Origin of the sequence: Providencia sp. R33, assembly GCF_019343475.1 — a bacterium.
GTDB lineage: Bacteria > Pseudomonadota > Gammaproteobacteria > Enterobacterales > Enterobacteriaceae > Providencia.
On sequence record NZ_CP072453.1, the window covers coordinates 1,105,966 to 1,129,276 of the forward strand.

Here is a 23,311-nt window from a genome sequence, read left to right on the forward strand (position 1 = left end):
AAACATGAAAAACCAATTTATTGTTATTGAAGGATTAGAAGGGGCAGGAAAAACCACTGCAATCAACACGGTGGTTGATACTCTGAACCATGCAGGTATCAACGATATCGTTTTTTCCCGCGAGCCTGGGGGCACACCGCTGGCAGAAAAGCTGCGAGAGCTCATCAAACAAGGTATTGAAGGGGACAAAGTCACGGATAAAGCCGAGCTTTTAATGCTGTATGCTGCCCGTGTACAGTTAGTTGATACCGTGATTAAACCTGCGCTTGCTGCTGGAAAGTGGGTTGTAGGTGATCGCCATGATATGTCATCACAAGCTTATCAAGGTGGTGGACGCCAGATTGATCGCCATTTAATGCAGTCTTTGCGTGATTTAGTATTAGGTGATTTTAAACCCGATCTGACGTTATACCTTGATTTATCACCAGAACTTGGCCTTCAACGTGCTCGTTCACGAGGTGAACTAGATAGAATAGAAAAAGAGTCGCTAGCCTTTTTTGAAAGAACCCGAGAAAGATATTTGGAACTAGCAGCTGGTGATAAATCCATCGTGACAATTGATGCAAGTCAAAATATCGAGCAAGTTCAAAACGATATTCGTGCCGCGTTACTGGCATGGTTAGCAAAATAAGGTGTTGATGGCATGAATTGGTATCCTTGGTTAAATGAGCCTTATCGGCAAATCATCGCGGCTTACCAAAGTGGCCGAGGTCACCATGCCTTGTTACTTAATTCTATACCAGGTAATGGTGCTGATGCATTATGTTATGGGGTTAGTCGTTGGTTAATTTGCCAAAATCGCGATGGGATGAAAAGTTGTGGGGAGTGTCATAGTTGCCGTCTAATGTTGGCAGGAACGCACCCTGATTACCATGTGATTGAGGTTGAAAAAGGAAAATCGACGGTCAGTGTTGATGCTGTTAGAAAACTGATTGAAACCTTAAGTAGTCATGCGCAACAGGGTGGCAGTAAGGTAGTGTATATTCCCAGTACAGATGCACTTACCGATGCCGCGGCGAACGCACTACTAAAAACCCTTGAGGAACCGGCTAAAGATACCTATTTTTTGTTAGGTAGCGAAAAACAGGAAAACTTATTAGCTACGATCCGCAGCCGTTGTCTGAGCCACTTTTTACCAGCGCCAGACTCACAAATCGCATTATATTGGCTGCAAAAGCAAAAGCCTGATTTGGTTATGGCTGATGCGGTTACTGCCTTAAAACTTTGCCAAGGTGCACCAGTTGCAGCGTTAGCACTACTTGATGACAATTTATGGCAAAAGCGTACTGCATTATGCCATAACATGGCGTTAGCATTACAAAACCGCGATATGCTAAGTTTGCTGCCCTCGCTCAATATAGATGATGCGGTGATGTCCCTGAATTGGCTATTAAGCTTATTTGCTGATGCCATTAAGGTACAGCAAGGCGCAGCGCAGTTTTGCATTAATCAAGACTATAGCCCGCAAGTGATGCAATTGGCATCCATGATGAACCGTACACAACTTCATGATGTGTATGAGCAATGGCTGTATTGTCGCCATCAATTACTGACCGTTCCTGCGTTAAATCAGGAACTCCTGTTGGCTAATCAATTATTACAATGGGAAGCCTTACTGGCGAACCCCTCATTTTAAAAAGAGTTAAATATGTTTGTTGTTGATTCACACTGCCATCTCGACTGTTTAGATTATGAAAAATTACATACGAATGTCGATGATGTGATAACAAAAGCGTCTGCCCGTGATGTTGGTTTCATGTTAGCGGTGGCAACGACGCTGCCGGGTTTTGAAAAAATGAAAACGTTGATTGGTGAGCGCGACAATATTGCATTTTCTTGTGGTATTCACCCCCTGAATTTAGATGAAGGGCACGATTTCGAACGTTTAGCGCAATTAGCTGCGGGGCAGGAGGTTGTCGCGTTAGGGGAAACGGGCTTAGATTATTATTACCAGCAGGAAAATGCAGCGTTACAGCAAGAGTCATTTCGCCAACATATTCGCATTGGCCGTGAGGTGAATAAACCTGTTATTGTACATACCCGTTCAGCGCGGGAAGATACGCTGACAATCCTCCGCGAAGAAAAGGTGATGGATTGTGGCGGTGTGTTGCATTGCTTTACGGAAGATAAAGACACCGCTATCGAGTTGCTTGATTTAGGCATGTACATTTCATTTTCAGGCATTGTGACATTCCGCAATGCGGAGCAAATTCGCGAAGCGGCGAGAATTGTCCCACTGGATAGAATTCTTGTCGAAACAGACTCACCTTACTTAGCACCCGTTCCGCACCGTGGAAAAGAAAACCAGCCTGCTTATGTGCGTGATGTGGCGGAATACATGGCTGTGCTCAAGGGCGTTAGTGTTGAGGAGATGGCCGAGATCACCACACAGAATTTCAATCGTTTGTTTCATTTAAATGTCGGCGTGAATAACGCATAATCAGCACACGATAATTAAATCATTCTGAATTATTAAGGAAATTAACATGGCAGAAGAAACCATTTTTAGCAAAATCATCCGTCGTGAAATCCCTGCGGATGTGGTTTACCAAGATGAGCTAGTCACGGCTTTTCGTGATATTTCACCACAAGCGCCATCACACATCTTAATCATTCCTAATAAATTGATCCCAACTGTGAACGATGTCACTGCGGATGATGAACTGGCTCTTGGCCGTTTATTTACGGTTGCGGCAAAAATTGCGAAAGAAGAAGGTATTGCAGAAAGCGGATACCGTTTAATTATGAATTGTAATGAACATTCAGGCCAAGAAGTTTTCCATATACATATGCACTTAGTGGGTGGTCGCCCATTAGGCCCATTATTGGCAAAATAATGAAAATATTGGGAACAACAATAAGCCGAGTGATATTGCTAGGTTCACTCGCCATACTTCTGAGCGGTTGCCTTTATAAAAAACCGCAAGGATTGGTTTTTAATGAACAGCAGCGTGTGATCATGGAACCGTCTGTATTGGCTAAAGGTATTATTGTTGAAAACCCAATTGTGAGCATGGAAAATCATCAACATGTTGCCACCATCAATATTAGCAATGTGCAATCAAACACGGTAAATATTGCTTACCGCGTATATTGGTATGATAAGCAAGGGTTGAAGGTGGATACATTGGCGGTAGCAGAAAAGTCACTGTTACCAAATTCCACAGAACAAATTCGTGCGATAACCTCTTCACCTCGTGCAGATAATCTGCGTATTCATGTTTTTTTATCCCCTAAGGCCGGAGAATAATAATGAAACGGATCTTAATGGTAGCTGCGACAACGCTTATTTTAGCTGGTTGTCCGTCATACCCGCCACAACAACCGGTTGAGCCGCCACCGATTGTGCCTGTTGAACCGCAACAGCCAGAGGTGACACCTCCACCGCCTCCGCCAGATAAGGTACCAACCCCACCTAAACAGCAAACAACGGATTGGTCCGCTGCAATTGCACCGTTAGTCGCACAAATGGCGGCAGCAGAGGGTGTGGAGTCAGGCAAAGTTTTGTTAGTTGACTCAGTCAAAAATAATACAAATGGCTCTCTTCCTGTACAGCTGATTACATCCAATATGATGTCTGCGGTGGAGAATACTCACCGTTTTAATGTTGTCCCACAAGATGTGGTTAATGCAGCGCGTAAGACGCTGGGGTTATCCCAAGAAGATAGCCTTGTGACTCGCAGCAAAGCAATTGGCCTTGGTCGCTATGTACAGGCAAATTATGTGATTTACAGCGTGATGTCTGGGTCAAACAAAGAAAGGCGTCTTGAGATGCAATTAATGGAAGTGCAAACAGGCGAAATTATTTGGACTGGAAAAAATAATATTGAGTAACATGCAGTCATTGCTTGCTTTACTCTCGACACGTTTCCCAGCAATTTCAACCAAATGCTGGGAAATTTCTCCGTTAGTAGGGTTATCTGGTGGCAGCTTTTTAGTTGAAAGTCATCAACCCAATTGCCCATTAAAGCTGGTGGCTCGCGTAGATACCTATCGGCAAAATGCATTGTATGTCTCTCGACACAAAGAAGCCCGTATCTTGCGGCAAATTCAACATTTACCCTTTGCTCAGGCTGTGGTTGCACATAATGCCGAGTGGTTAGTTTTAGCATGGAGTGAAGGGCAGCATCCCAGCGAGAATATGTTTTATTCGCGAGAGTTTCAGCAGGAACTTGCCAGTATCATTGCTACTTTACATTGTTCATCATTATTGACTTACACATTACCATTGAGGGCAGAAATTGCCCATTATGGGGAACGTGTGGATCAACAGCGTTTTTCTCCACGCTGGAAGCGGCTTCATCGAGACTTTTTACAAAAAAAGATGCCAAAGACGTTGAAATTGGCACCTGCTCATATGGATATTCATCCTAAAAACATCGTTATTCGAGAAGATGAGAAAATGATGTTATTGGATTGGGAATATACCGCAAATACCGATATTGCGTTTTCGCTAGAAACCTATTTTCAATTCAATAACCTTACAGTGCGCCAGCGCCAGCAATTTTTGACGCAATATTGTGATATTCAAGGTGCTTACCATGATAAATTTCAGTTAACGCATCACTGTAATTTATGGTCACCTTGGGTAAAATACATGACATTAATGTGGTATGAAGTACAGTGGCATGAAAGTCGAGACCCTGACTTTTTGTTACACTCTCAACCACTACGACAATATTTCAATTTGCTAGGCTAAATGCTTGGCACAACTCTTTATACAGTTAATGAATGAAACAAGTGAGGCAGGTTATGGGCCCAATAATGCTAGATGTTCAGGGGTATGAACTGGACAATGAAGAACGCGAAATATTAGCTCATCCACTGGTGGGCGGCTTAATTTTATTTACCCGTAACTTTCATGATGCAGCGCAACTGCGTGAACTGGTTCGTCAAATTCGAGATGCATCACGAAACCGACTCTTAATTGCAGTAGACCAAGAAGGTGGGCGGGTACAACGTTTTCGCGATGGTTTCACAGCACTACCATCAGCACAAGCATTTGCCGCACTGAATAATGAACATGATGGTGCAAAATTGGCAGAGGAAGCTGGCTGGTTAATGGCCGCAGAAATGATAGCGATGGACATCGACATTAGTTTTGCGCCTGTGCTTGATTTAGGCCATCAAAGTATTGCAATTGGTGAGCGTTCATTCCATGAAAACCCTGAGATAGCGATGGTGATGGCAGAGCGTTTCATTAAAGGTATGCATAGCGCTGGAATGAAAACAACAGGGAAGCATTTTCCTGGTCACGGCGCAGTAAAAGCGGACTCTCATAAAGAAACACCTCGGGATGACCGTGCCCTTGATGTAATTCGTGGCAAAGACATGTCGATTTTCAAAGATTTTATTCAAAGAGAATTGTTAGATGCCATCATGCCTGCCCATGTTATTTATACACAGGCTGATGACAGACCAGCAAGCGGTTCGCCTTTCTGGTTAAAATCTGTTTTACGTGAGCAACTTGGATTTAATGGCGTTATTTTTTCTGACGATTTATCGATGGAAGGTGCTGCGATTATGGGTAGTTATCCAGAAAGAGCAAAAGCGTCCTTGAATGCAGGTTGTGACATGATCCTGGTCTGTAATAACCGCGAAGGCGCGGTGAGCGTGTTAGATAATCTTCCAAAACAACATAATAGCCAAGCGTCAAAGCTTTATCACAGTGGCCGCCAATACAGTTTGAAAGAGTTGCAAAGTGCGGCGCGTTGGCAGGATAGCAATCAAAAATTGGTTGAATTACATAATAGATGGCAAGAATCTAAGCAGTAGTCAAAAATAAGTACCGATCAAACCAGTGAGAAGCCTTATCTCACTGGTTTTTTTTTGCGTAATAACCAATCTTAATGTGGAGCGTTTGAAACCAAGGAATTCACTGGATATTTTTAATAACGTTACCCGTAACGCGATTAAATAAATTTAATAGGATTTAATTATTTTGAAAATAGGATAAATAAAAAACAAAAACTTATTTTTTAATAAAAATTAATCGTTCAGAAAGACACGGAAATGAAACAAAAACATCCAAAGAAGAGAATGAAACTATAAATATCACTATTTTACTCAATATGAAAATTTGGAATATAAGCCCAATAATTTAATTTAAGATTAAAATAATTAAAGGTGGCTTTCAATTATTTGCATGGTAGATTTTGTTTTAGTTCATAAATTGGTCTTATAATTAAATTAATTAATTTGCTAAAGAAAGGGGCATTAACTCTCTGTTATTTTTGCATATTAGTTAACGCAAACGATTCGCATAAAAACTAAACATATTATAGGAACTCTTAAGCAAAGCTAAAGATACATGTTTTTTGATATTCCAAAAGCCAATGGAGTATTGACAAAAAGAATGGGGTATCAAGTTCTGCAAAAGCGTCAATAAGCACATAATGTTGTAGTTGAATTCAGATTTTAAAGGTTTTTTTCTTATCACCTAAAGGTAAATATGATTTTCTTCTTATATCCCGCTTAATTTATATAAAAATAAAATAGGGTATATATGTGATACGTATCACATTCATAAAGGTATTGAATGCAACTTATGTAACGTGTTGTGACAGTGATCGTTTTAATTGACGTAAAATTACGTTAGCATTCCTATTATGATAGTTTTATGACAATGCACCAGTAAGTACAGTGCATTGAAAAAGAAAGTCATTCACAAACAAGATATTAAGCCAAATAGAGCGGTAAATTCAGAGAAGCTTATTTCTCATGGGCTAACTTTGTCCAAAATAAAATAGAAAAAGCTAAAAGGGTTTTGAGCATTAATTATACTTTCTATGTTGTTTAAATATTGACACCTTATTGTTGCTTAACCTAAATAAAACATAAAAAATGAGTGAGAAAGCCTCGGGATAATTAAAATTAATTAAGTTTTAACAGTAAGGATAACACCTTATTAACTCAAAAAGTAAACACGTATGCGGCTAGGTTGCGTATGAATTTTTTCATTTAAAAAATGACTTTAGTGTTTGAAATGGACGTTTTTTTTATCGTTAAGTTAAATTGTTTTATTAAGCTAAAAATAAAAAATGGTGATTTGTTGTTCATGGGAACATGACACAACATAAAATTAATTCAAATAATCATTAACTAGGTTAATTCCAATGAAAGTTAAAAATCTTGCGCTATTAATGCTTTCTCCTTGCTACTTAGCAGTTACCATGGCAAATGCGAGCAACTGGGAAAATTCAATCAAAGAAAACTCATTTATTGCGGATTCAGAGTTAGAGCTGTCTACTCGTAATATGTGGAAATACCTGAAAACTGAAAACCGTTTCGATAAAGACGAAGGTCGTTATAGAAAGCAAGTTGCGAATGCTTGGGGGCAAAACTTCCAAGCTGATTTTACTTCAGGTTATTTTGCGGATGTGATTGGGTTTGATGCATCTTACTACGGCGGTATTAAATTAGGCGCAAGTAAAGACTTCGCCTCTCGTGCAATTTTATATAACGATGATGGCCATGCGAAAGGTTATAACAAAATTGGTCAGCGTTATGCCAAAGTGAAATTAGATTTAGAACCTGTTAAGTTTAATGCGAAAGCAGGTTGGTTTACACTGAAAAACACAGGTATTTTCACTAACTCACAACGCCTTTCTTTAAATAGCTACAGTGGTTACTACACTAATACAGCCATTGATGATTGGAGTTTAGATTTATTATATCTTGACAAGAAAGTCATGCGCCGTGATAGCCCAAACATTGATGCAATGTATTTTACTGATGGTAATGGTGTAAGACACAACGTTAACCACGTGATCACTGGTGGTATTAATTACAATACTAAACCACTGAAAGTACATTATTTTTACGGTCAAGCTGATGATTTATTCCGCCAACAAGGCCTTGAAGCAAAATATAAGCTGACCTCTGACTTAACACTCGGCACACAAATTTATAATCATGAATACGGTAGTGACGGTAAACGTACTGAAACTAACGATGCAAAAGGCAAACGTAACTTTGACAAACGTGCATGGCACTACGCGGGAACCGCTGAATGGCGTGTACCAGAAACCCCATGGACGCTTAGCACTGGCTTAACTTATACCCAAGCGAAAAAAGCGAACGGCGTTGGTCAATTTGCTCGTAACCCAATCGGCAACACCCGTGGTCGTTTTAACTCACCTGCATACTCAGATATCGACTATGTTCGTGACGGTGAAGCGATGATCGCGTTAGCTGCTGAATACCGCGTGAGCAAAGAACTGTCTGTAGGTGCGCGTACCAACTATTCAGAATTCAAATATGAAGGCGAAAGATTAAAACAAGGTCAATTTGGTCTATTCAGCTACTGGAAACCAACAGAAAACTTATCCGTTTCATTGAGCGGCGGTCTGGGTTGGCACCACCAGCAAGAAAATGACTACACAACGCCAAAACTGTATGACGGTCACTCACGTCGTGCTCACTCGTTGTCTGGTTCTATGACAACCACTTATCGCTTCAAAATGTAGTCGGTAATTGAGTGCTGTTTATAATAAAAGGGTTGAAAAATGAAACATAAAATTGGATTACTGACCGTTTTGATTTCGGGAGCACTACTTGCCGGTTGTGCAACTAAAACGGCTGACACAGTAAAAGTACAAGTTATTGGTATCAATGACTTCCACGGCGCACTACAAGCACCGGGCGATGGTAAATTGGGTGGCATCGAATCTATCGCGACTTTAGTTAACCAACTACGTGCGCAAAACGATAAAACTATCGTGGTAGGTGCAGGTGACTTAGTTGGTGCGAGCCCATTATTGTCTTCTATGTTCTACGATGAGCCGACAATCGAAGCATTAAGTGCAATTGGCATGGAAACGAGCGCAGTAGGCAACCATGAGTTTGATAAAGGCAAAGAAGAGCTGCTGAGAAAACAAAATGGTGGCTGCCATCCAACTGCGGGTTGTGTGGGTAAAGATTCGTTTGCTGGCGCTGACTTTAACTACTTAGCGGCGAACGTAATCGTGAAAGAAACAGGTGAAACCCTGTTCCCATCTTATTTTATCAAAGAGTTTGATGGCATTCCGATGGCGTTTATTGGACTAACGCTAGAAGGCACTCCGGCTATCGTGACACCAAGTGGTACCGCAGGTTTAGAATTCAAAAATGAAGTCGAAACCATTAACAACCAAGTTAAATTGTTAAAAGCGAAGGGCATCAACAGCATCGGTGTGCTGATCCATGAAGGCGCGACCCAACAAGTCGATACTAAAGTCAAAGATATTAACCGCTGTGATAATATCAAAGGCCCAATTGTTGATATCGTTAATCAATTAGATGGCGCTGTTGATTTTGTGGTCAGTGGCCATACTCACCAAGCGTATAATTGTGAAATTAACGGTAAAACGGTTATTTCTGCCCAGTCTAACGGTACGTTGTTATCTCAGTTAAACATTGAGATTGATAGAAAAACAAAAGATATTGTTAGTATTAAAGCAAAAAATATTCCTGTTGAAACAAAACGTTATGAGAAAAACCCTGAGTTAACGACTTTCGTACAAAAATACGAAAAAATTGCGTTACCAATTTCGCAAGAAGTGATGGGTTCTCTGAGTGCGGATTCTGACAAGAAATTATTGTCTGGTGGGGATTCAACACTAGGTAAAATTATTGCAGATGGCCAATTGTATGTCGCTTCAGCAAAAGATGCGGGTGGCGCACAAATCGCCTTCATGAACAGTGGTGGTATTCGTGCTGACATGAAAGCGGGTCAACAGACTTATGGCGATATCTTTACCGTTCAACCATTCTCTAACGTAGTGGTAACGCAGTCACTGACTGGTGCACAAATTAAACAAGCCCTTGAGCAACAATGGGATCGTGCGCGTCCACAAGTGATGCCTGTTTCTAAAGGCTTCTATTATGAGTGGGATGACAGCCGTGCTGTGGGTGATAAAGTTATCCAAAACTCAATCAAGTTGAATGGCAAACCATTAGACATGAAAAAAACCTACCGTGTTGCTGCAAATGAGTTCTTAGCAACAGGTGGTAGCCGTTTCTCTGCCTTCAATGAAGGTAAAGACCGTGTTTACAGCGTGCCAGATAACGAAGCATTAATGCAATACTTCAAAGATAACTCACCTGTTTCAGTTCCAACTGACGTGCGTATCAAAAAAATCAAATAACGTAAATTGATTTTTGAATAATTGAAACCCGAAGCGCTAAGCGTTTCGGGTTTTTTGTTGTTTTTTATTCATCCCGCTATCTCATCATTCAAAGATAATCAATTATCTGTTTTAAAATAAAAATGATAGAATAATGATTCTCATTATCACTAATCAATGTATGGATTTAATCATCTGATTGATATTAAACAGTTTCAAGCTGACTCGATTCACGCCCTGACAAAAAATGATTTGAAGAGGGTTGCCGATGTCTTAATAATCTATTAAATTGATGTAAATCAATATTTGGTATTACCAATAGACCAAGCGTGATATTCTAAATTTTCTATCAAGAATAATGAGAGCGTTAATTATTGTTATCTAAGATTTTTATCACTAGAAACCTTAAATAACTTTAATATATTTGTTCGAGGAATTTATGACCTTATCTCAACCAAAAATCATCGTTGTCGGCGGTGGTGCGGGTGGCTTAGAGCTAGCAACACGTTTGGGCCGAAAATTAGGTAGAAAAAAACGGGCGCATATTACGCTTGTTGACCGTAACCCAAGCCACCTTTGGAAGCCATTGCTGCACGAAGTGGCAACGGGCTCATTGGATGATGGTGTTGATGCGATTAGTTACTTAGCCCATGCAAGGCATAATGCATTCAATTTTCAGTTGGGTTCATTAACAAATATTAACCGTGAGAATAAAAAAATCGTGTTAGGGGAACTGCATGATAAGCACGGTGAGTTATTAGTGCCTTTACGGGAATTAGAATACGATATTTTAGTGATGGCGCTGGGCAGCACATCAAATGACTTTGGTACCCCAGGCGTGAAGGACCACTGTATTTTCTTAGATAACCCGCATCAAGCTCACCGTTTTCATGATGAAATGTTAAATTTATTCCTACGCTATTCTGTGCGTGATAGCGCAGAGGAAAAAGTAAATATTGCTATTGTTGGCGGCGGCGCGACAGGGGTTGAATTATCGGCGGAACTGTACAACGCCGTGGAGCAACTCACCAGTTACGGGTTTAAAGGGCTAGATACAGACGCCTTAAATGTGACGCTGGTTGAGGCGGGTGAACGTATTTTACCTGCGTTACCCCCGCGAATTTCAGGTGCTGCACATCAAGAGTTAAACAAGCTTGGTGTCAATGTGTTGACGAAAACCATGGTGACTAGCGCTGAAGCTGATGGATTAAATACTAAAGAAGACGGTAAAATTCATGCGGATCTTATGGTGTGGGCGGCTGGTATAAAAGCGCCTGATTTTATGAAAGATATCGCAGGGTTAGAAACGAATAGAATTAATCAGTTAGTCGTTAAGCCTACGCTACAAACGACATTGGATGACTCGATTTTTGCCATTGGCGATTGTGCATCTTGCGCCAAACCTGAAGGGGGCTTTGTTCCTCCACGGGCACAGTCTGCACACCAAATGGCCAGCTTATGTTACGACAATATCCTTGCGATGATGAAAGATAAACCGCTTAAGGATTATATCTATAAAGATCATGGCTCTTTAGTATCACTTTCGCGCTTTAGTACTGTTGGTAGTTTAATGGGCAATCTGATGCGTGGTGATATGATGGTGGAAGGCCGAATTGCTCGCTTTGTGTATATTTCGTTATATCGAATGCATCAAATTGCACTGCATGGGTACATTAAGACTGGGCTGATGATGCTGGTTGGCAGTATTAACCGAATTATTCGACCAAAACTCAAACTACACTAATTTCTACTGGCAGAAAAAGAAATATAAGTGATAATAGATGCACTTGATTGCGAAGGTAATCAGGTGCATTGATTTTTACTGCTTTTATGAGTTAGTTCAACGGTAATATAAAGGCTTAATTAATTTTTATTTTCATAAGGTTAGGGTGGATCTGCATTTAAACCTATTTAGATCAATCTTCAGTAATAGCAGATAGTTTAATATAACAGAAATCATCATAAATGATGTTTAAATAATCAATATAATTAATGTTAATAATTATTTGAAAAAATAATAATAATGGAAAGTAATTTATTAATTAGCGAACATTATTTTAACTTTATATAACGATAAAATTATTAATATATGCCTGTTTGGCATAGTACAGTTAATTTACATTGTTAAGTGTCACATTAATGATAAATAACAGAATAATAAAATTATTATGATTCATTTGAATTAGATTAGGATAATTCTAAAAAAATGTGAATTACCTGCGCAAAGATCGAATTCTCTCGCTTAATAGTTACAATAGATATATGGGTATTTTATAAGGGTAAATTGATGAAGCTAAAATTTAAGTTGTTATTAGCGCTAGTAGCGATTTGCCTTGTTTCGTTTGCTGTCTCACTGTTTATTCAAGAACCAGAAGCCAAACTTGCCACTGTCTTATCTGTTGAGCCTATAAAGGCGAATCGCTTGGTTGAATATGAAAATTGCACGTTAACGGGGGTGCTTGGTTCATTTAATCAGCAATCCTTATCACGTTTTCACCCTGCACAAAATGAGTGCAAAATGATTTTTATGATTGAAGCCCTTCAAGGTAAAGGGTTTCCGTCTCTGTTTGATAATCAAAACAAAATCTGTGTAAAAACACAAAGAATGGAATTGGCCGTTGTCGGTTATGATGTGGTCTATCAGATAGGTAAAACCATTGGCAAGGTCAGAACATCTTATGCTCCCTCTATTTTTATTCCCTTAAATGAAGATGGGCGTTTAGATTTACCTTCGTCAAATTCCATTTGTGAAACGGTACGTAGCGATGTCAAAGAACTTTTGCCATTTTACTGTTTACATCAAAATGAATTACCGCTTTCAGGCACTACTGGCGTCCTGAAATTACAGCCCAATAAAAACACATTAGGTTATTTTGAGTAAATTTGATTTTATAATTACCTAAAATAAAGGCTATCTACGGATAGCCTTTATTCGTTTTAGCCTAAAATCGATTAAGCGAGTAAGTGTTCTTCAAAATCAGTTAAGAGCTGCTTAATAAACTCAAGTCGTGTTACTCTGTCAGTTAAGTCATGGAAGAACTTCAAGCGGGTAGGACCATCTAATCGATAGGTTTTTGATTGGTTTTGCAACAAGCTGATCAAGAAGCTTGGGTCAACTTTGTTTTTCTCGCCAAACTCAATAAAGCCACCTTTTTCATGCGCTTCAATACGTTTCACACCTAAAAATTGCGCGTGTAGGCGGATTGCGGCTGAAGTTAATAGGAATTTACCCGCATCGGGTAGGCTGCCAAAACGATCAATCAGCTCTGTACGTAGCTCGTCTAATTCTTGGCTGTCTTTTGCACTGGCAATTCGTTTATAAAATGAAAGGCGCATATTCACATCATGGATGTAATCATCAGGCAATAAGACTGGCATTCGTAATTCAACTTCGGTTTGTTGATTCGTTAAGTCTTCTAATGACGGCTCTCGACCTTCTTTTAGAGCATCGACAGCGCTTTCTAATAATTCCATATACAGCGTGAAACCGATAGTGGTCATTTGTCCGCTTTGATCTTCACCCAGTAATTCACCCGCACCGCGAATTTCGAGGTCATGAGTTGCAAGGGCGAAGCCTGCGCCTAAGTCCTCTAAAGATGAAATGGCTTCAAGGCGTTTTTGGGCATCAGTAGTCATTGCCTTTGGATGTGGTGTTAGTAAATAGGCATAGGCTTGGTGATGTGAACGGCCAACACGGCCACGTAATTGGTGCAATTGCGCTAAACCAAAGTGATCAGCGCGTTCAATAATAATCGTGTTAGCTGTTGGGATATCAATACCCGTTTCAATAATGGTGGTGCAAATTAAAACGTTAAAACGTTGATGGTGGAAGTCTGTCATGACTCGCTCTAACTCACGTTCGCGCATTTGCCCATGCCCCACAACAAAGCGGGCTTCAGGGACTAACGTTTCGAGTCGTGCCTTGGCTTTTTCGATATTTTCCACATCATTATACAAATAATAAACTTGCCCACCCCGTAAGGTTTCACGCAAAATCGCTTCGCGAACCACTAACTCATCATATTGGCGAACAAAGGTTTTAACGGCTAAGCGACGTGCTGGCGGGGTTGCAATAATCGATAAATCCCGCATTCCGCTCATCGCCATATTTAGTGTTCGAGGGATCGGGGTTGCAGTAAGCGTTAAAATATCGACATCAGCACGCATTGCTTTAATACGTTCTTTATGGCGGACGCCAAAGCGGTGCTCTTCATCGACAACCAGCAGGCCTAAATCCTTCCACACAATATCACTTTGCAGTAATTTGTGTGTGCCAATCAAGATATCGACTTTGCCATCAGCGGCATCCGCGATAATTTGTTGCTGTTCTTTTGCCGTTTTAAAGCGAGAAAGCATTTCGATACGCACGGGCCAATTTGCAAATCTATCTCTGAAATTATCATAGTGTTGCTGAGCAAGTAGGGTAGTCGGAACTAACACAGCGACTTGCTTGTTATTATTGATAGCAAGGAATGCCGCTCGCATCGCCACTTCAGTTTTACCAAAGCCAACGTCCCCACAGACAAGCCTATCCATCGCCAATGGTTGGCACATATCGCTCAATACTGCGTTAATTGCCATTTCTTGGTCTGGCGTCGTTTCAAAAGGGAAACCTTGGCAGAATTCTTGGTATTGTTGTTTATCATGTTTGAAGGCAAAACCCGCTTTGGCTGCACGTTGTGCATAAATATCAAGCAGTTCTGCTGCAACATCACGTACCTTTTCGGCCGCTTTTTGTCGAGCTCGCCCCCAACTGTCACTACCCAGTTTATGTAGCGGTGCATTTTCGTCAGCACCACCAGCATAACGGCTAATTAAGTGCAGTGAAGAAACAGGGACGTACAGCTTGTCTTCTCCCGCGTAGGTAAGAATTAAATACTCAGCTTTAATCCCACCCGCTTCAAGCGTAATCAAACCTTGGTAGCGACCCACACCGTGCTCAATATGTACAACGGGTTGCCCAGGGCGTAATTCTGCGAGGTTACGAATTAAGGTATCAGTGTTAATTGTACGGCGGTTATCTGTGCGACGACGAACAACACGTTCGCCTAATAAGTCGCTTTCACAAATCAATGCTTTATTCGTATCTGATTGGATAAAACCGTGTTCAGCTGCGCCAATGGTAATCGCAAAGCGTGGGGTGGCTGGGCTTGTATAGCTTTCAATAATTTCAGGGCGTATTTTTAACCGGGCTAATAGCTCAGTGACCGTTTCACGACGACCTTCGCTTTCCACAGAAAAAATGAGTGCACCGTCGAATTGCTCACTAAATTGGCGAAGCTTTTCTAATGGTGTTTTGCTTTGCCCTTGAATGCTGATATCGGGAAGTGGTAAATAATCTAAATTGGTATTTGCTGCTTTTTTAGGTAGCGTTTCAGATGAAAGTTGAATGCGTGGCCATTGTTTTAAGTTTTGGTTGAGTTGTTCAACGGTAAGCCATAAATCTGCAGGAGGAAGCAGGGGGCGCATTGGGTCAACACCACGGCTTACATACCGTTGTTGAGTATCAGTTTGAAAACGCTCAGCGGCTTCTTGTAGATTTTGTGAAACAATCAGGCTTGAAGGCGGTAAATAGTCGAATAATGATGGCAATGGCTGGGCAAAAAATAATGACTGCCAATACTCAATGCCTGTCGGTAGAGTGTTTTTACTAACTTGTTGATAAATATGTTCAGGATCACGGCGGACTTCGAAGCGTTCACGCCACTGGCTACGAAAGCGTTCAATCGCATCTTTGTCTGTTGGAAATTCGTGGGCTGGCAGTAAATTAATACTGGCGACCTCTTCTAATGTTCTTTGGGTATCGACATCGAACGTGCGCAAGCTATCGATTTCATCATCAAAGAAATCAATACGAAAGGGCAGTGAACTTCCCATAGGGAACAAATCAAGTAAAGCGCCTCGGGTTGCATACTCACCGTGTTCTAATACTTGTTCCACATGGCGATAACCCGCTTTATCTAACTCGTCGCGTAAATTATCGCGCGAGAGCTTATCACCTTTTGCCATAACGAGCGCGTGACTCGTTAAAAAATCAGGGGGACACACTTTTTGCATCAAAGTATTAACAGGTAATATTAATGCGCCTTTTTGCAAAGAGGGTAAACGGTAAAGTGTTGATAAACGATGAGAAATGATTTCTTGATGTGGGGAAAAGTTATCGTAAGGTAATGTTTCCCAATCAGAAAGCGTCTCAATAGGGTGATGTGTAAATTGTTGTATTTCATCACGTAAACGTAATGCATTTTGCATATCACGCGTCACAATGACAACGGGCCCTTGATGACGTTCTATCATTTCTCCACATTCAAGTGCACCAGCCGCCCCAATAAGGCAACCTAAATGGCGAACATCGCCACTACGACTAGGGAGTTCATAACGAAATTTTGAGGACATAGAAATCTTTGGTATCTCACAGCGATTAGTTAGCAGTTAAACAAGCGTCAGAACAATAATAGACAGCCTTTAGATGATTAACACTTAAATAAATTAACTGATAGTTAAACTATAAAGTTAACAGCAAAACAACTTATTTTAGCCTACAATTTGTCTGAATTTCAGACAAAAAAGAGGCGAAAGCAGAAAAAAAACCGCAGAGTGGTTCCATTCGTCAATCGTAGCCTTTATTATCGCTGAACACTTCGCTTTGGCAACAGGGGCATTAAAGATTTTATGCACCAATCTGTCTCATTATTTATAGGTCTGCGCTATTTGCGTGGGCGCGCAGCGGATAAATTTGGGCGCTTTGTTTCCAGTTTATCGGCTATTGGTATCACTCTTGGTGTCACGGCTTTAATTACGGTGACATCTGTGATGAACGGTTTCGAGCGATCGCTACAAGATAGCATACTTGCCTATATGCCGCAGGCTATTTTAACGTCGCCATCTGGAAATATTGATCCTACAAAATCCCCTATTGCAGACTTGCAGCATTTGCAAGGCGTGAGCCGAATTGCGCCTATTGTTCAGTCGGACGTGGTATTACAAAGCCGCACGAATGTCGGTGTGGGAGTGATGGCAGGTATAGAACCCGATGCGGACTCATTGCTACTGGATAAACTGATTAGTGGTGATCGTCGTGACCTCAAAGAAGGAAGCTATACTGTTTTTCTGGGGAGTAAATTAGCAGATACATTGGGTGTAAAACGTGGCGATGATGTGCGTTTAATTATTCCAGGTGTGAGCCAATTGACCCCAATGGGGCGTATTCCAAGCCAGCGTTTATTTACGGTTGCGGGTATTTTTCAAACGAATGGTGAAGCTGATACTAGCGAACTGATTGTTTCCGCTCCAGATGCAGCAAGAATGCTACGTTATCCCGTAGGGAATATCACAGGATGGCGCTTATACTTAAATGAACCACTGAAAGTTGATTCACTTAGCAAGCAGGTGTTACCTGATGGGCTTGTGTGGACGGACTGGCGTGAGCGCAAAGGTGAGTTTTTCCAAGCCGTTCGCATGGAAAAAAACATGATGGGCTTGCTATTAAGCTTAATTATTGCAGTCGCCGCTTTTAATATTATTACCTCACTTTCTTTGCTGGTGATGGAAAAACAAGGTGAGGTGGCGATTTTAAAAACGCTAGGCTTAAAACGCTGGCGTATTTTAGCCATATTTATGATACAAGGCGCTGGGGCTGGAATTATTGGTACATTGATTGGTACCGTTTTAGGCACACTATTATCGAGCCAACTTAATGTGATTATGCCGCTAATTGGGCTATTGCCCAAAGGGGTTTCTTTGCCCATTGTACTTGATTATTCAGGTATTTTAATTATTGCAGTTTCTGCGATGCTTATTTCACTGCTTGCGACGCTTTATCCCTCTTGGCGCGCAGCCGCAGTTCAACCTGCTGAGGCTTTACGTTATGAATAAACAACCACTTCTTGTCTGCGAACATTTAAGCAAAACCTATCAAGAAGGTTCATTGTCGACGCAAGTGTTGAAAAATGTCAGTTTCTCCATGGGGCAAGGGGAAATGATGGCGATTGTGGGCAGTTCAGGTTCAGGAAAAAGTACGTTATTACACTTATTGGGTGGACTAGATACACCTTCAGAAGGTAGTGTAATTTTTCGCGGGCAACATATTAATCAATTATCTTCTGATGAACGAGCCGCTATCCGTAATAAAGATTTAGGCTTTATTTATCAGTTTCACCACCTTTTACCTGATTTTACTGCGCTTGAAAATGTCGCGATGCCGCTATTGATAGGGGCTACAGCAAAAGAAAAAGCGTTTACCAAAGCTAAAGAAATGTTGGAAGCCGTAGGGCTAGGGCACCGTGCGGATCACCGCCCTTCAGAGTTATCGGGTGGGGAGCGCCAACGTGTTGCGATTGCACGGGCACTGGTGAATGCGCCAGCACTTGTGCTGGCGGATGAACCGACAGGGAACCTTGACTTACGCAATGCGGATGCGATTTTTGAGCTACTAGGCGAATTAAATCGTACGCAGCGTACGGCATTTTTAGTGGTGACTCATGATATGACATTAGCACGTCGGTTATCTCGTCAGTTGGAAATGCGCGATGGCCACTTACAGCAGGAAATCACGTTGGGGGCTCGGTAATGTCTAAATTGCCACTTACGCTTTTAGCGGCGATACGGTTTAGTCGAGGGCGTCGGCGCACAGGCATGGTGTCTTTGGTCTCGATTGTCTCAACATTAGGGATTGTGCTAGGTGTTGCGGTGCTGATTATTGGTTTGAGCGCCATGAATGGTTTTGAGCGCGAATTGAATAATCGTGTCTTATCCGTGGTACCTCACGGGCAGATTTACGCGGTCAAACCGCCTTATAAAGATTGGGATTTTGCTGAGCAGGTTATTCGCAAAACACCAGGAGTAGAAGGCGTTAGCCCGTATGTGAATTTCACGGGGCTGCTTGAACGTGGCGCAAATTTGAAAGCCATTCAAGTGATGGGCGTTTCCCCTGAAACACAGTCACAGGTTAGTGCATTGCCGCAATTTGTGTTGAATGATGCTTGGAAACATTTTGCTGCGGGTAATCAATCGATTATTTTAGGCCAAGGTGTGGCTGATGCCTTGAATGTAAAGCAAGGGGATTGGGTGACAATTATGATCCCCAATACTGACGAAAGCTTAAAAATTCAGCAGCCTAAACGCATTCGTGTACAAGTAGAGGGGATCTTTAAACTCAGTGGTTTACTTGATCACCAATTAGCATTAGTGCCATTAGCCGATGCACAGCAATATCTGGATTATGGTGATGGCATTAGCGGCTTTGAAATAAAAGCAAAAGACCCTTTTGAAGCGGATAAGGTTGTCTATGATGCAGGTTTAAAAACCATGCACCATGTTATTGTAAAAAGCTGGATTGGCGATTACGGTTATATGTACAATGATATTCAAATGGTTCGTAGTATCATGTACTTAGCTATGATTTTGGTTATCGGTGTTGCGTGTTTTAATATTGTCTCAACGCTAGTGATGGCCGTTAAAGATAAAAGTAGTGATATTGCCGTATTACGAACACTGGGGGCGAAAGACAGGCAAATTCGTGCTATTTTCTTATGGTATGGATTACTGGGTGGTTTGGTTGGTTCGCTGATTGGTGTGGTGCTTGGCGTATTGGTATCCGTCAATTTAACCACTCTAATTAAAGGGTTAGAGGTCGTTTTAGGCCATCCCATTCTTTCAGGGGATGTGTATTTTATCGACTTCTTACCCTCTGAACTGCACATTATGGATGTGGTTTATGTATTAATCACCACCATTATTTTGAGCCTATTGGCAAGCTGGTATCCTGCTCGTCGAGCCAGTAAGTTAGACCCCGCCCGAATTTTAAGCGGTCAGTAGTTTGAGTATCAATGCCAACGTATTGTTTTCACCGAGGTGAAAGGTACGTTGGCATTTTTCTTATCTTTTTTCTAAAAACATTTGCTTATAGCTGCGCTTTTCAATCATTTCTTCCGTAAAACCATACCCTTTTGCTACCGACATTAATTTTTGATAGTAGTGTTCAAGCAGGCTTTCATCGTCTGTCATGATGGCAAACTCAGCAAACCAACCGATGCCATCAAGGTGGTCTACTGTGATGTGGACATCCTCGAGGAAATAAATGCTACGGACTTTTGTCGTCGTTAAATGACAATGATAACCCAAAGTGACTAACATATTTTTTACGTGTTGGCAGTCATCGATATTAATGGCTTTGCATTCTGAAGATAAAGGGCCTTTGACTATCCAAAGCTTGATCCCTGATGGCACCATCTCACGAACACACATACTGATATTATTGTTTGAAAGAGGAAGGTCAGTACTTTCATAGAAATAATCTGTTTCTGAATTATTTTCGGTAAAAGGTTCTGCGTGGTTAGCTTTAATTTTTTGTAGGAATACAGCGTGATCGGCTAAACGAAACTTAATTTCTGCTTCATATTTACCCACGAAATGATCGCTCATATTAACGTCCTTATTGTGCCATCAAATTATTTAGGGATAATCGTAACACAATGGGAGGAATGGCATAGCGTTAAAGGTGTGATAAAAATGAGTAGGGTGCCTACTATTCATATGAAAAATAGGCACAAAAACAAAGTGTGAATTATTTTTTTGTCATTTTATCTAAGTAGCCCATGACAAAGGCTGACAGTACAAAAGTCAGGTGGATAATGACGTACCACATGAGTTTGTCATTTTCGACGCTTTTTAAATCCATAAAGATTTTCAGCAAATGAATAGATGAAATTGCCACAATTGAAGCAGCAACTTTGTTTTTCAGGGAAGAGGCATCCATTTTGCCTAACCAGCCTAGTTTTTCGCTGCTGTCAGGAATATCCATTTGGGATACAAAATTTTCATAACCTGAAAACATCACCATCACTAATAAGCCACCCACTAACGCCATATCAATCAATGAGAGCAGCGTGAGAATTAAGTCTGCCTCAGGGATGGACAAAATATTAGGTAGGATGTGGTAGAGTTCTTGGAAGAACTTAATCGTTAAAGCTAATAATGTCAGTGACAGCCCAAAATAGATAGGCGCTAAAATCCAACGTGAAGCGTACATTGCCCTTTCGAAAAACTTTTCCATGAAACTCCTTTAAATGATAAAAAATATCGCTGTAAAATCTGCGGTGGGTATTTTAACTGTATGCGGTGTTATCAAGAAAGGTTTTTTTATTGTTTTACAGTTGTGTAATTTTTGTGGCTCAATCATGAGAAAATGATGAAATATTTATGATAAAAAGGTGACAAAATCGATACCCTCGATATTTTTATTTGCATTCATCTGTGTGATGCGCTCTAGTGTATTAATGTTTAAATAATATAGAAAAGTCGTGTATTAACAGGGGCAGTTTTCAGTTTGCTGTCTAGATTGTTATGCATTGGTTGCATGGATGAAGGGAAGTTTTTGATGTTGCGATATCGTCATAGACTAAAAAAAATGCGTAAAAACAAGTGTGTACGTCGGCAGCGGCTCCGCAACCGGTCTTTTTATATAGATAACAGACTTAACGATATGAAAAAAGTGAATATTGTCGTATTAACGGGTGCAGGTATTTCAGCTGAGTCAGGCATTCAAACATTCCGCTCTGCGGATGGGTTGTGGGAGGAGCACCGTGTTGAGGATGTTGCTACTCCAGAAGGTTTTGAGCGAAACCCTCAATTAGTACAGCGTTTTTATAATGAAAGACGCAAACAACTTCAGCAGGAAAATATCAAACCCAACGCAGCACATTTTGCGTTAGCACAACTGGAAGAGTTACTGGGTGAGCGCTTTTTATTGATCACACAAAATATTGATAATTTGCATGAGAGGGCGGGAAGTAAACGCATTGTTCATATGCATGGCGAATTATTAAAAGTGCGTTGTAATTGGTCCAACCAAGTTTTGGAATGGAAAGGGGATTTGACCACGGAAGACCGCTGCCATTGCTGCCAATTTCCTCAACCGCTACGGCCACATATAGTGTGGTTTGGTGAAATGCCTATTGGTATGGATTATATTTATCAATCCCTTGAAAATGCGGCAATTTTTATTTCTATCGGCACCTCTGGGCATGTCTATCCAGCAGCAGGTTTTGTCCATGAGGCGAAATTGCATGGTGCGCATACAGTTGAACTTAACTTAGAACCAAGCCAAGTTGAAAGTGAGTTCGATGAAAAACATTATGGGTTGGCAAGTCAAGTCGTGGTGGAATATATCAATCAGCTGATAATGCAATTGCAGGTTAAAGACACCGCACAATAAAAAAAAGGGAAACGAGTGTTTCCCTTTTTAATCGTTTGTTTATTAAATACAGTTAAACATTTTCATCCATCATGGCTGGCATAGTGATTTCCTTTACGCAAGTTGCATTGCTAGTGCTGAGTATAAAACGTACAGCATTAATCACATCTTGTAGTGGAATCAATTGGCCTTCACTTTGTTCAATCACATCATCTACAGGTAAAGATAACGGGTATTCAGTTGCTAAATAACCTAGATTAAGTATTGAAATAGCAATTTTATCTTCTCTTAACGTTTCTCTTAATGACTGAACAATGCCTCTAAGCGCATATTTTGTGGCTGAAAAGGTCACTTCTTTGCCTTTATGGTTATCTAGCCCCCATGTAGAACCAATTAAGATAATTTTGCTATTTTTTGTTAAACGTAAGTTGGGTAATAATGCTTTCAGATTGAGCAAGCAAGCACTGATATTGGTTTGGATCATATTCAGTATTTCAATATCATCACTTGTTTCAAACCGGTATTCATCGCTAAATGCGAGTTTTTCCCAGATACCAACATTATAAATTAAGGTATTAATGGGTTGCTGCTTAATAGCATCTTTAATTATATTGGCTGACTGGTTATCACTTAAATCCGCTGGGATCCAATGAAAATTGGCCTGCTCAAATGGTGGTTTTGAGCGAGAAACCCCATAAATAACATCATTAGGGCTAGGTACACCTTCAACAAGTGCCTTACCTAATCCTTTGCTAACACCATAAATTAAACAAGTATTTGACATAGTATCCTTAACTACCTAAAAATAACTTGATGTGATTTATTTGCTAAATTGCAAGCAAATAATTATTTATCTCATATAGCACAGTTGTTTAAAAAATAATTGGTTAATAATGCAGTTGTTGGTTAACAGTTAACTTAATTTGACATTTTAGGTAAGAAATAAATAAATTATTTTAGATTAAAAAATACTCATAGAGTATTATCCTTATTATTTATGGGTACTTTTGCG

20 protein-coding genes are annotated in these 23,311 nt (G+C 40.6%); 16 read left to right on the top strand and 4 right to left on the bottom strand.

All coding sequences use genetic code 11. The features are described from left to right. Positions 1-4 precede the first annotated feature (4 nt). From tmk to umoD, 12 genes are all read left to right on the top strand, one after another. Positions 5-631 (top strand): dTMP kinase, encoded by a 627-nt coding sequence (tmk, locus tag J6836_RS05075; protein WP_219247373.1) that lies wholly within the window; start codon positions 5-7, stop codon positions 629-631. A gap of 12 nt (positions 632-643) precedes the next feature. After that, on the top strand, positions 644-1,636 hold the full coding sequence (gene holB / locus J6836_RS05080) for a DNA polymerase III subunit delta' (RefSeq protein ID WP_219247375.1): 993 nt from the start codon (positions 644-646) through the stop codon (positions 1,634-1,636). Positions 1,637-1,648: 12 nt separating this feature from the next. Next, complete coding sequence (locus J6836_RS05085; RefSeq protein ID WP_219247377.1) at positions 1,649-2,440, top strand: metal-dependent hydrolase; 792 nt, start codon at positions 1,649-1,651, stop codon at positions 2,438-2,440. 46 nt (positions 2,441-2,486) lie between these two features. After that, entirely contained in the window at positions 2,487-2,837 is a 351-nt protein-coding gene (gene hinT / locus J6836_RS05090) for a purine nucleoside phosphoramidase (protein ID WP_219247379.1), read from the top strand. Then, positions 2,837-3,250 carry a YcfL family protein gene (locus J6836_RS05095; RefSeq protein ID WP_255586326.1) on the top strand — a complete coding sequence of 138 codons (414 nt, stop codon included), beginning with the start codon at positions 2,837-2,839 and terminating at the stop codon, positions 3,248-3,250. Before hinT ends, J6836_RS05095 begins: the two co-directional genes overlap by 1 nt. 2 nt (positions 3,251-3,252) lie before the next feature. Further along, positions 3,253-3,834: a penicillin-binding protein activator LpoB gene (gene lpoB, locus J6836_RS05100; protein ID WP_219247381.1), complete on the top strand. Its 582-nt coding sequence runs from the start codon at positions 3,253-3,255 to the stop codon at positions 3,832-3,834. 1 nt (position 3,835) lies between these two features. Beyond that, complete coding sequence (locus J6836_RS05105; protein WP_255586398.1) at positions 3,836-4,699, top strand: phosphotransferase; 864 nt, start codon at positions 3,836-3,838, stop codon at positions 4,697-4,699. Between the two features lie 53 nt (positions 4,700-4,752). Further along, a complete protein-coding gene (gene nagZ / locus J6836_RS05110; protein ID WP_219247385.1) occupies positions 4,753-5,775 on the top strand; it encodes a beta-N-acetylhexosaminidase in 1,023 nt (340 codons plus the stop codon). Between the two features lie 1,340 nt (positions 5,776-7,115). Beyond that, on the top strand, positions 7,116-8,468 hold the full coding sequence (locus J6836_RS05115) for an OprD family outer membrane porin (protein WP_219247386.1): 1,353 nt from the start codon (positions 7,116-7,118) through the stop codon (positions 8,466-8,468). A 39-nt stretch (positions 8,469-8,507) separates the two neighbouring features. Beyond that, entirely contained in the window at positions 8,508-10,127 is a 1,620-nt protein-coding gene (locus tag J6836_RS05120) for a bifunctional metallophosphatase/5'-nucleotidase (RefSeq protein WP_219247388.1), read from the top strand. Positions 10,128-10,545: 418 nt separating this feature from the next. Beyond that, positions 10,546-11,850, top strand: a complete 1,305-nt coding sequence (locus J6836_RS05125; RefSeq protein ID WP_219247390.1) for an NAD(P)/FAD-dependent oxidoreductase — start codon at positions 10,546-10,548, stop codon at positions 11,848-11,850. A 543-nt stretch (positions 11,851-12,393) separates the two neighbouring features. Then, positions 12,394-12,987, top strand: coding sequence for a UmoD family flagellar biogenesis regulator (gene umoD, locus J6836_RS05130; protein WP_219247392.1), 594 nt, complete (start codon positions 12,394-12,396; stop codon positions 12,985-12,987). Positions 12,988-13,058: 71 nt separating this feature from the next. On the opposite strand, the gene mfd is transcribed toward umoD, so the two are convergent. Beyond that, complete coding sequence (mfd, locus tag J6836_RS05135; RefSeq protein ID WP_219247394.1) at positions 13,059-16,502, bottom strand: transcription-repair coupling factor; 3,444 nt, start codon at positions 16,500-16,502, stop codon at positions 13,059-13,061. Between the two features lie 276 nt (positions 16,503-16,778). Between mfd and lolC the strand changes: the two genes are divergently transcribed. From lolC to lolE, 3 genes are read left to right on the top strand one after another with little or no spacing between them, the layout of a single operon-like run. Beyond that, positions 16,779-17,981: a lipoprotein-releasing ABC transporter permease subunit LolC gene (gene lolC, locus J6836_RS05140; RefSeq protein ID WP_219247396.1), complete on the top strand. Its 1,203-nt coding sequence runs from the start codon at positions 16,779-16,781 to the stop codon at positions 17,979-17,981. Next, complete coding sequence (gene lolD, locus J6836_RS05145; RefSeq protein WP_219247398.1) at positions 17,974-18,675, top strand: lipoprotein-releasing ABC transporter ATP-binding protein LolD; 702 nt, start codon at positions 17,974-17,976, stop codon at positions 18,673-18,675. Before lolC ends, lolD begins: the two co-directional genes overlap by 8 nt. Then, complete coding sequence (gene lolE / locus J6836_RS05150) at positions 18,675-19,922, top strand: lipoprotein-releasing ABC transporter permease subunit LolE (protein WP_219247400.1); 1,248 nt, start codon at positions 18,675-18,677, stop codon at positions 19,920-19,922. Before lolD ends, lolE begins: the two co-directional genes overlap by 1 nt. A gap of 60 nt (positions 19,923-19,982) precedes the next feature. Here lolE and J6836_RS05155 read toward each other — a convergent pair whose 3' ends face one another. Further along, the gene (locus J6836_RS05155) at positions 19,983-20,528 is read right to left on the bottom strand and encodes a class IV adenylate cyclase (RefSeq protein ID WP_219247402.1); all 546 of its coding nucleotides are present in this window, start codon (positions 20,526-20,528) and stop codon (positions 19,983-19,985) included. A 142-nt stretch (positions 20,529-20,670) separates the two neighbouring features. Next, positions 20,671-21,159, bottom strand: a complete 489-nt coding sequence (locus J6836_RS05160; RefSeq protein WP_219247404.1) for a TIGR00645 family protein — start codon at positions 21,157-21,159, stop codon at positions 20,671-20,673. 327 nt (positions 21,160-21,486) lie between these two features. Between J6836_RS05160 and cobB the strand changes: the two genes are divergently transcribed. Next, positions 21,487-22,320, top strand: a complete 834-nt coding sequence (gene cobB, locus J6836_RS05165) for a Sir2 family NAD+-dependent deacetylase (RefSeq protein ID WP_219249390.1) — start codon at positions 21,487-21,489, stop codon at positions 22,318-22,320. A 52-nt stretch (positions 22,321-22,372) separates the two neighbouring features. Here the strand turns inward: cobB and J6836_RS05170 are convergent, their stop codons facing one another. After that, positions 22,373-23,083, bottom strand: coding sequence for an SDR family oxidoreductase (locus J6836_RS05170; protein WP_219247406.1), 711 nt, complete (start codon positions 23,081-23,083; stop codon positions 22,373-22,375). Between the last annotated feature and the right edge of the window lie 228 nt (positions 23,084-23,311).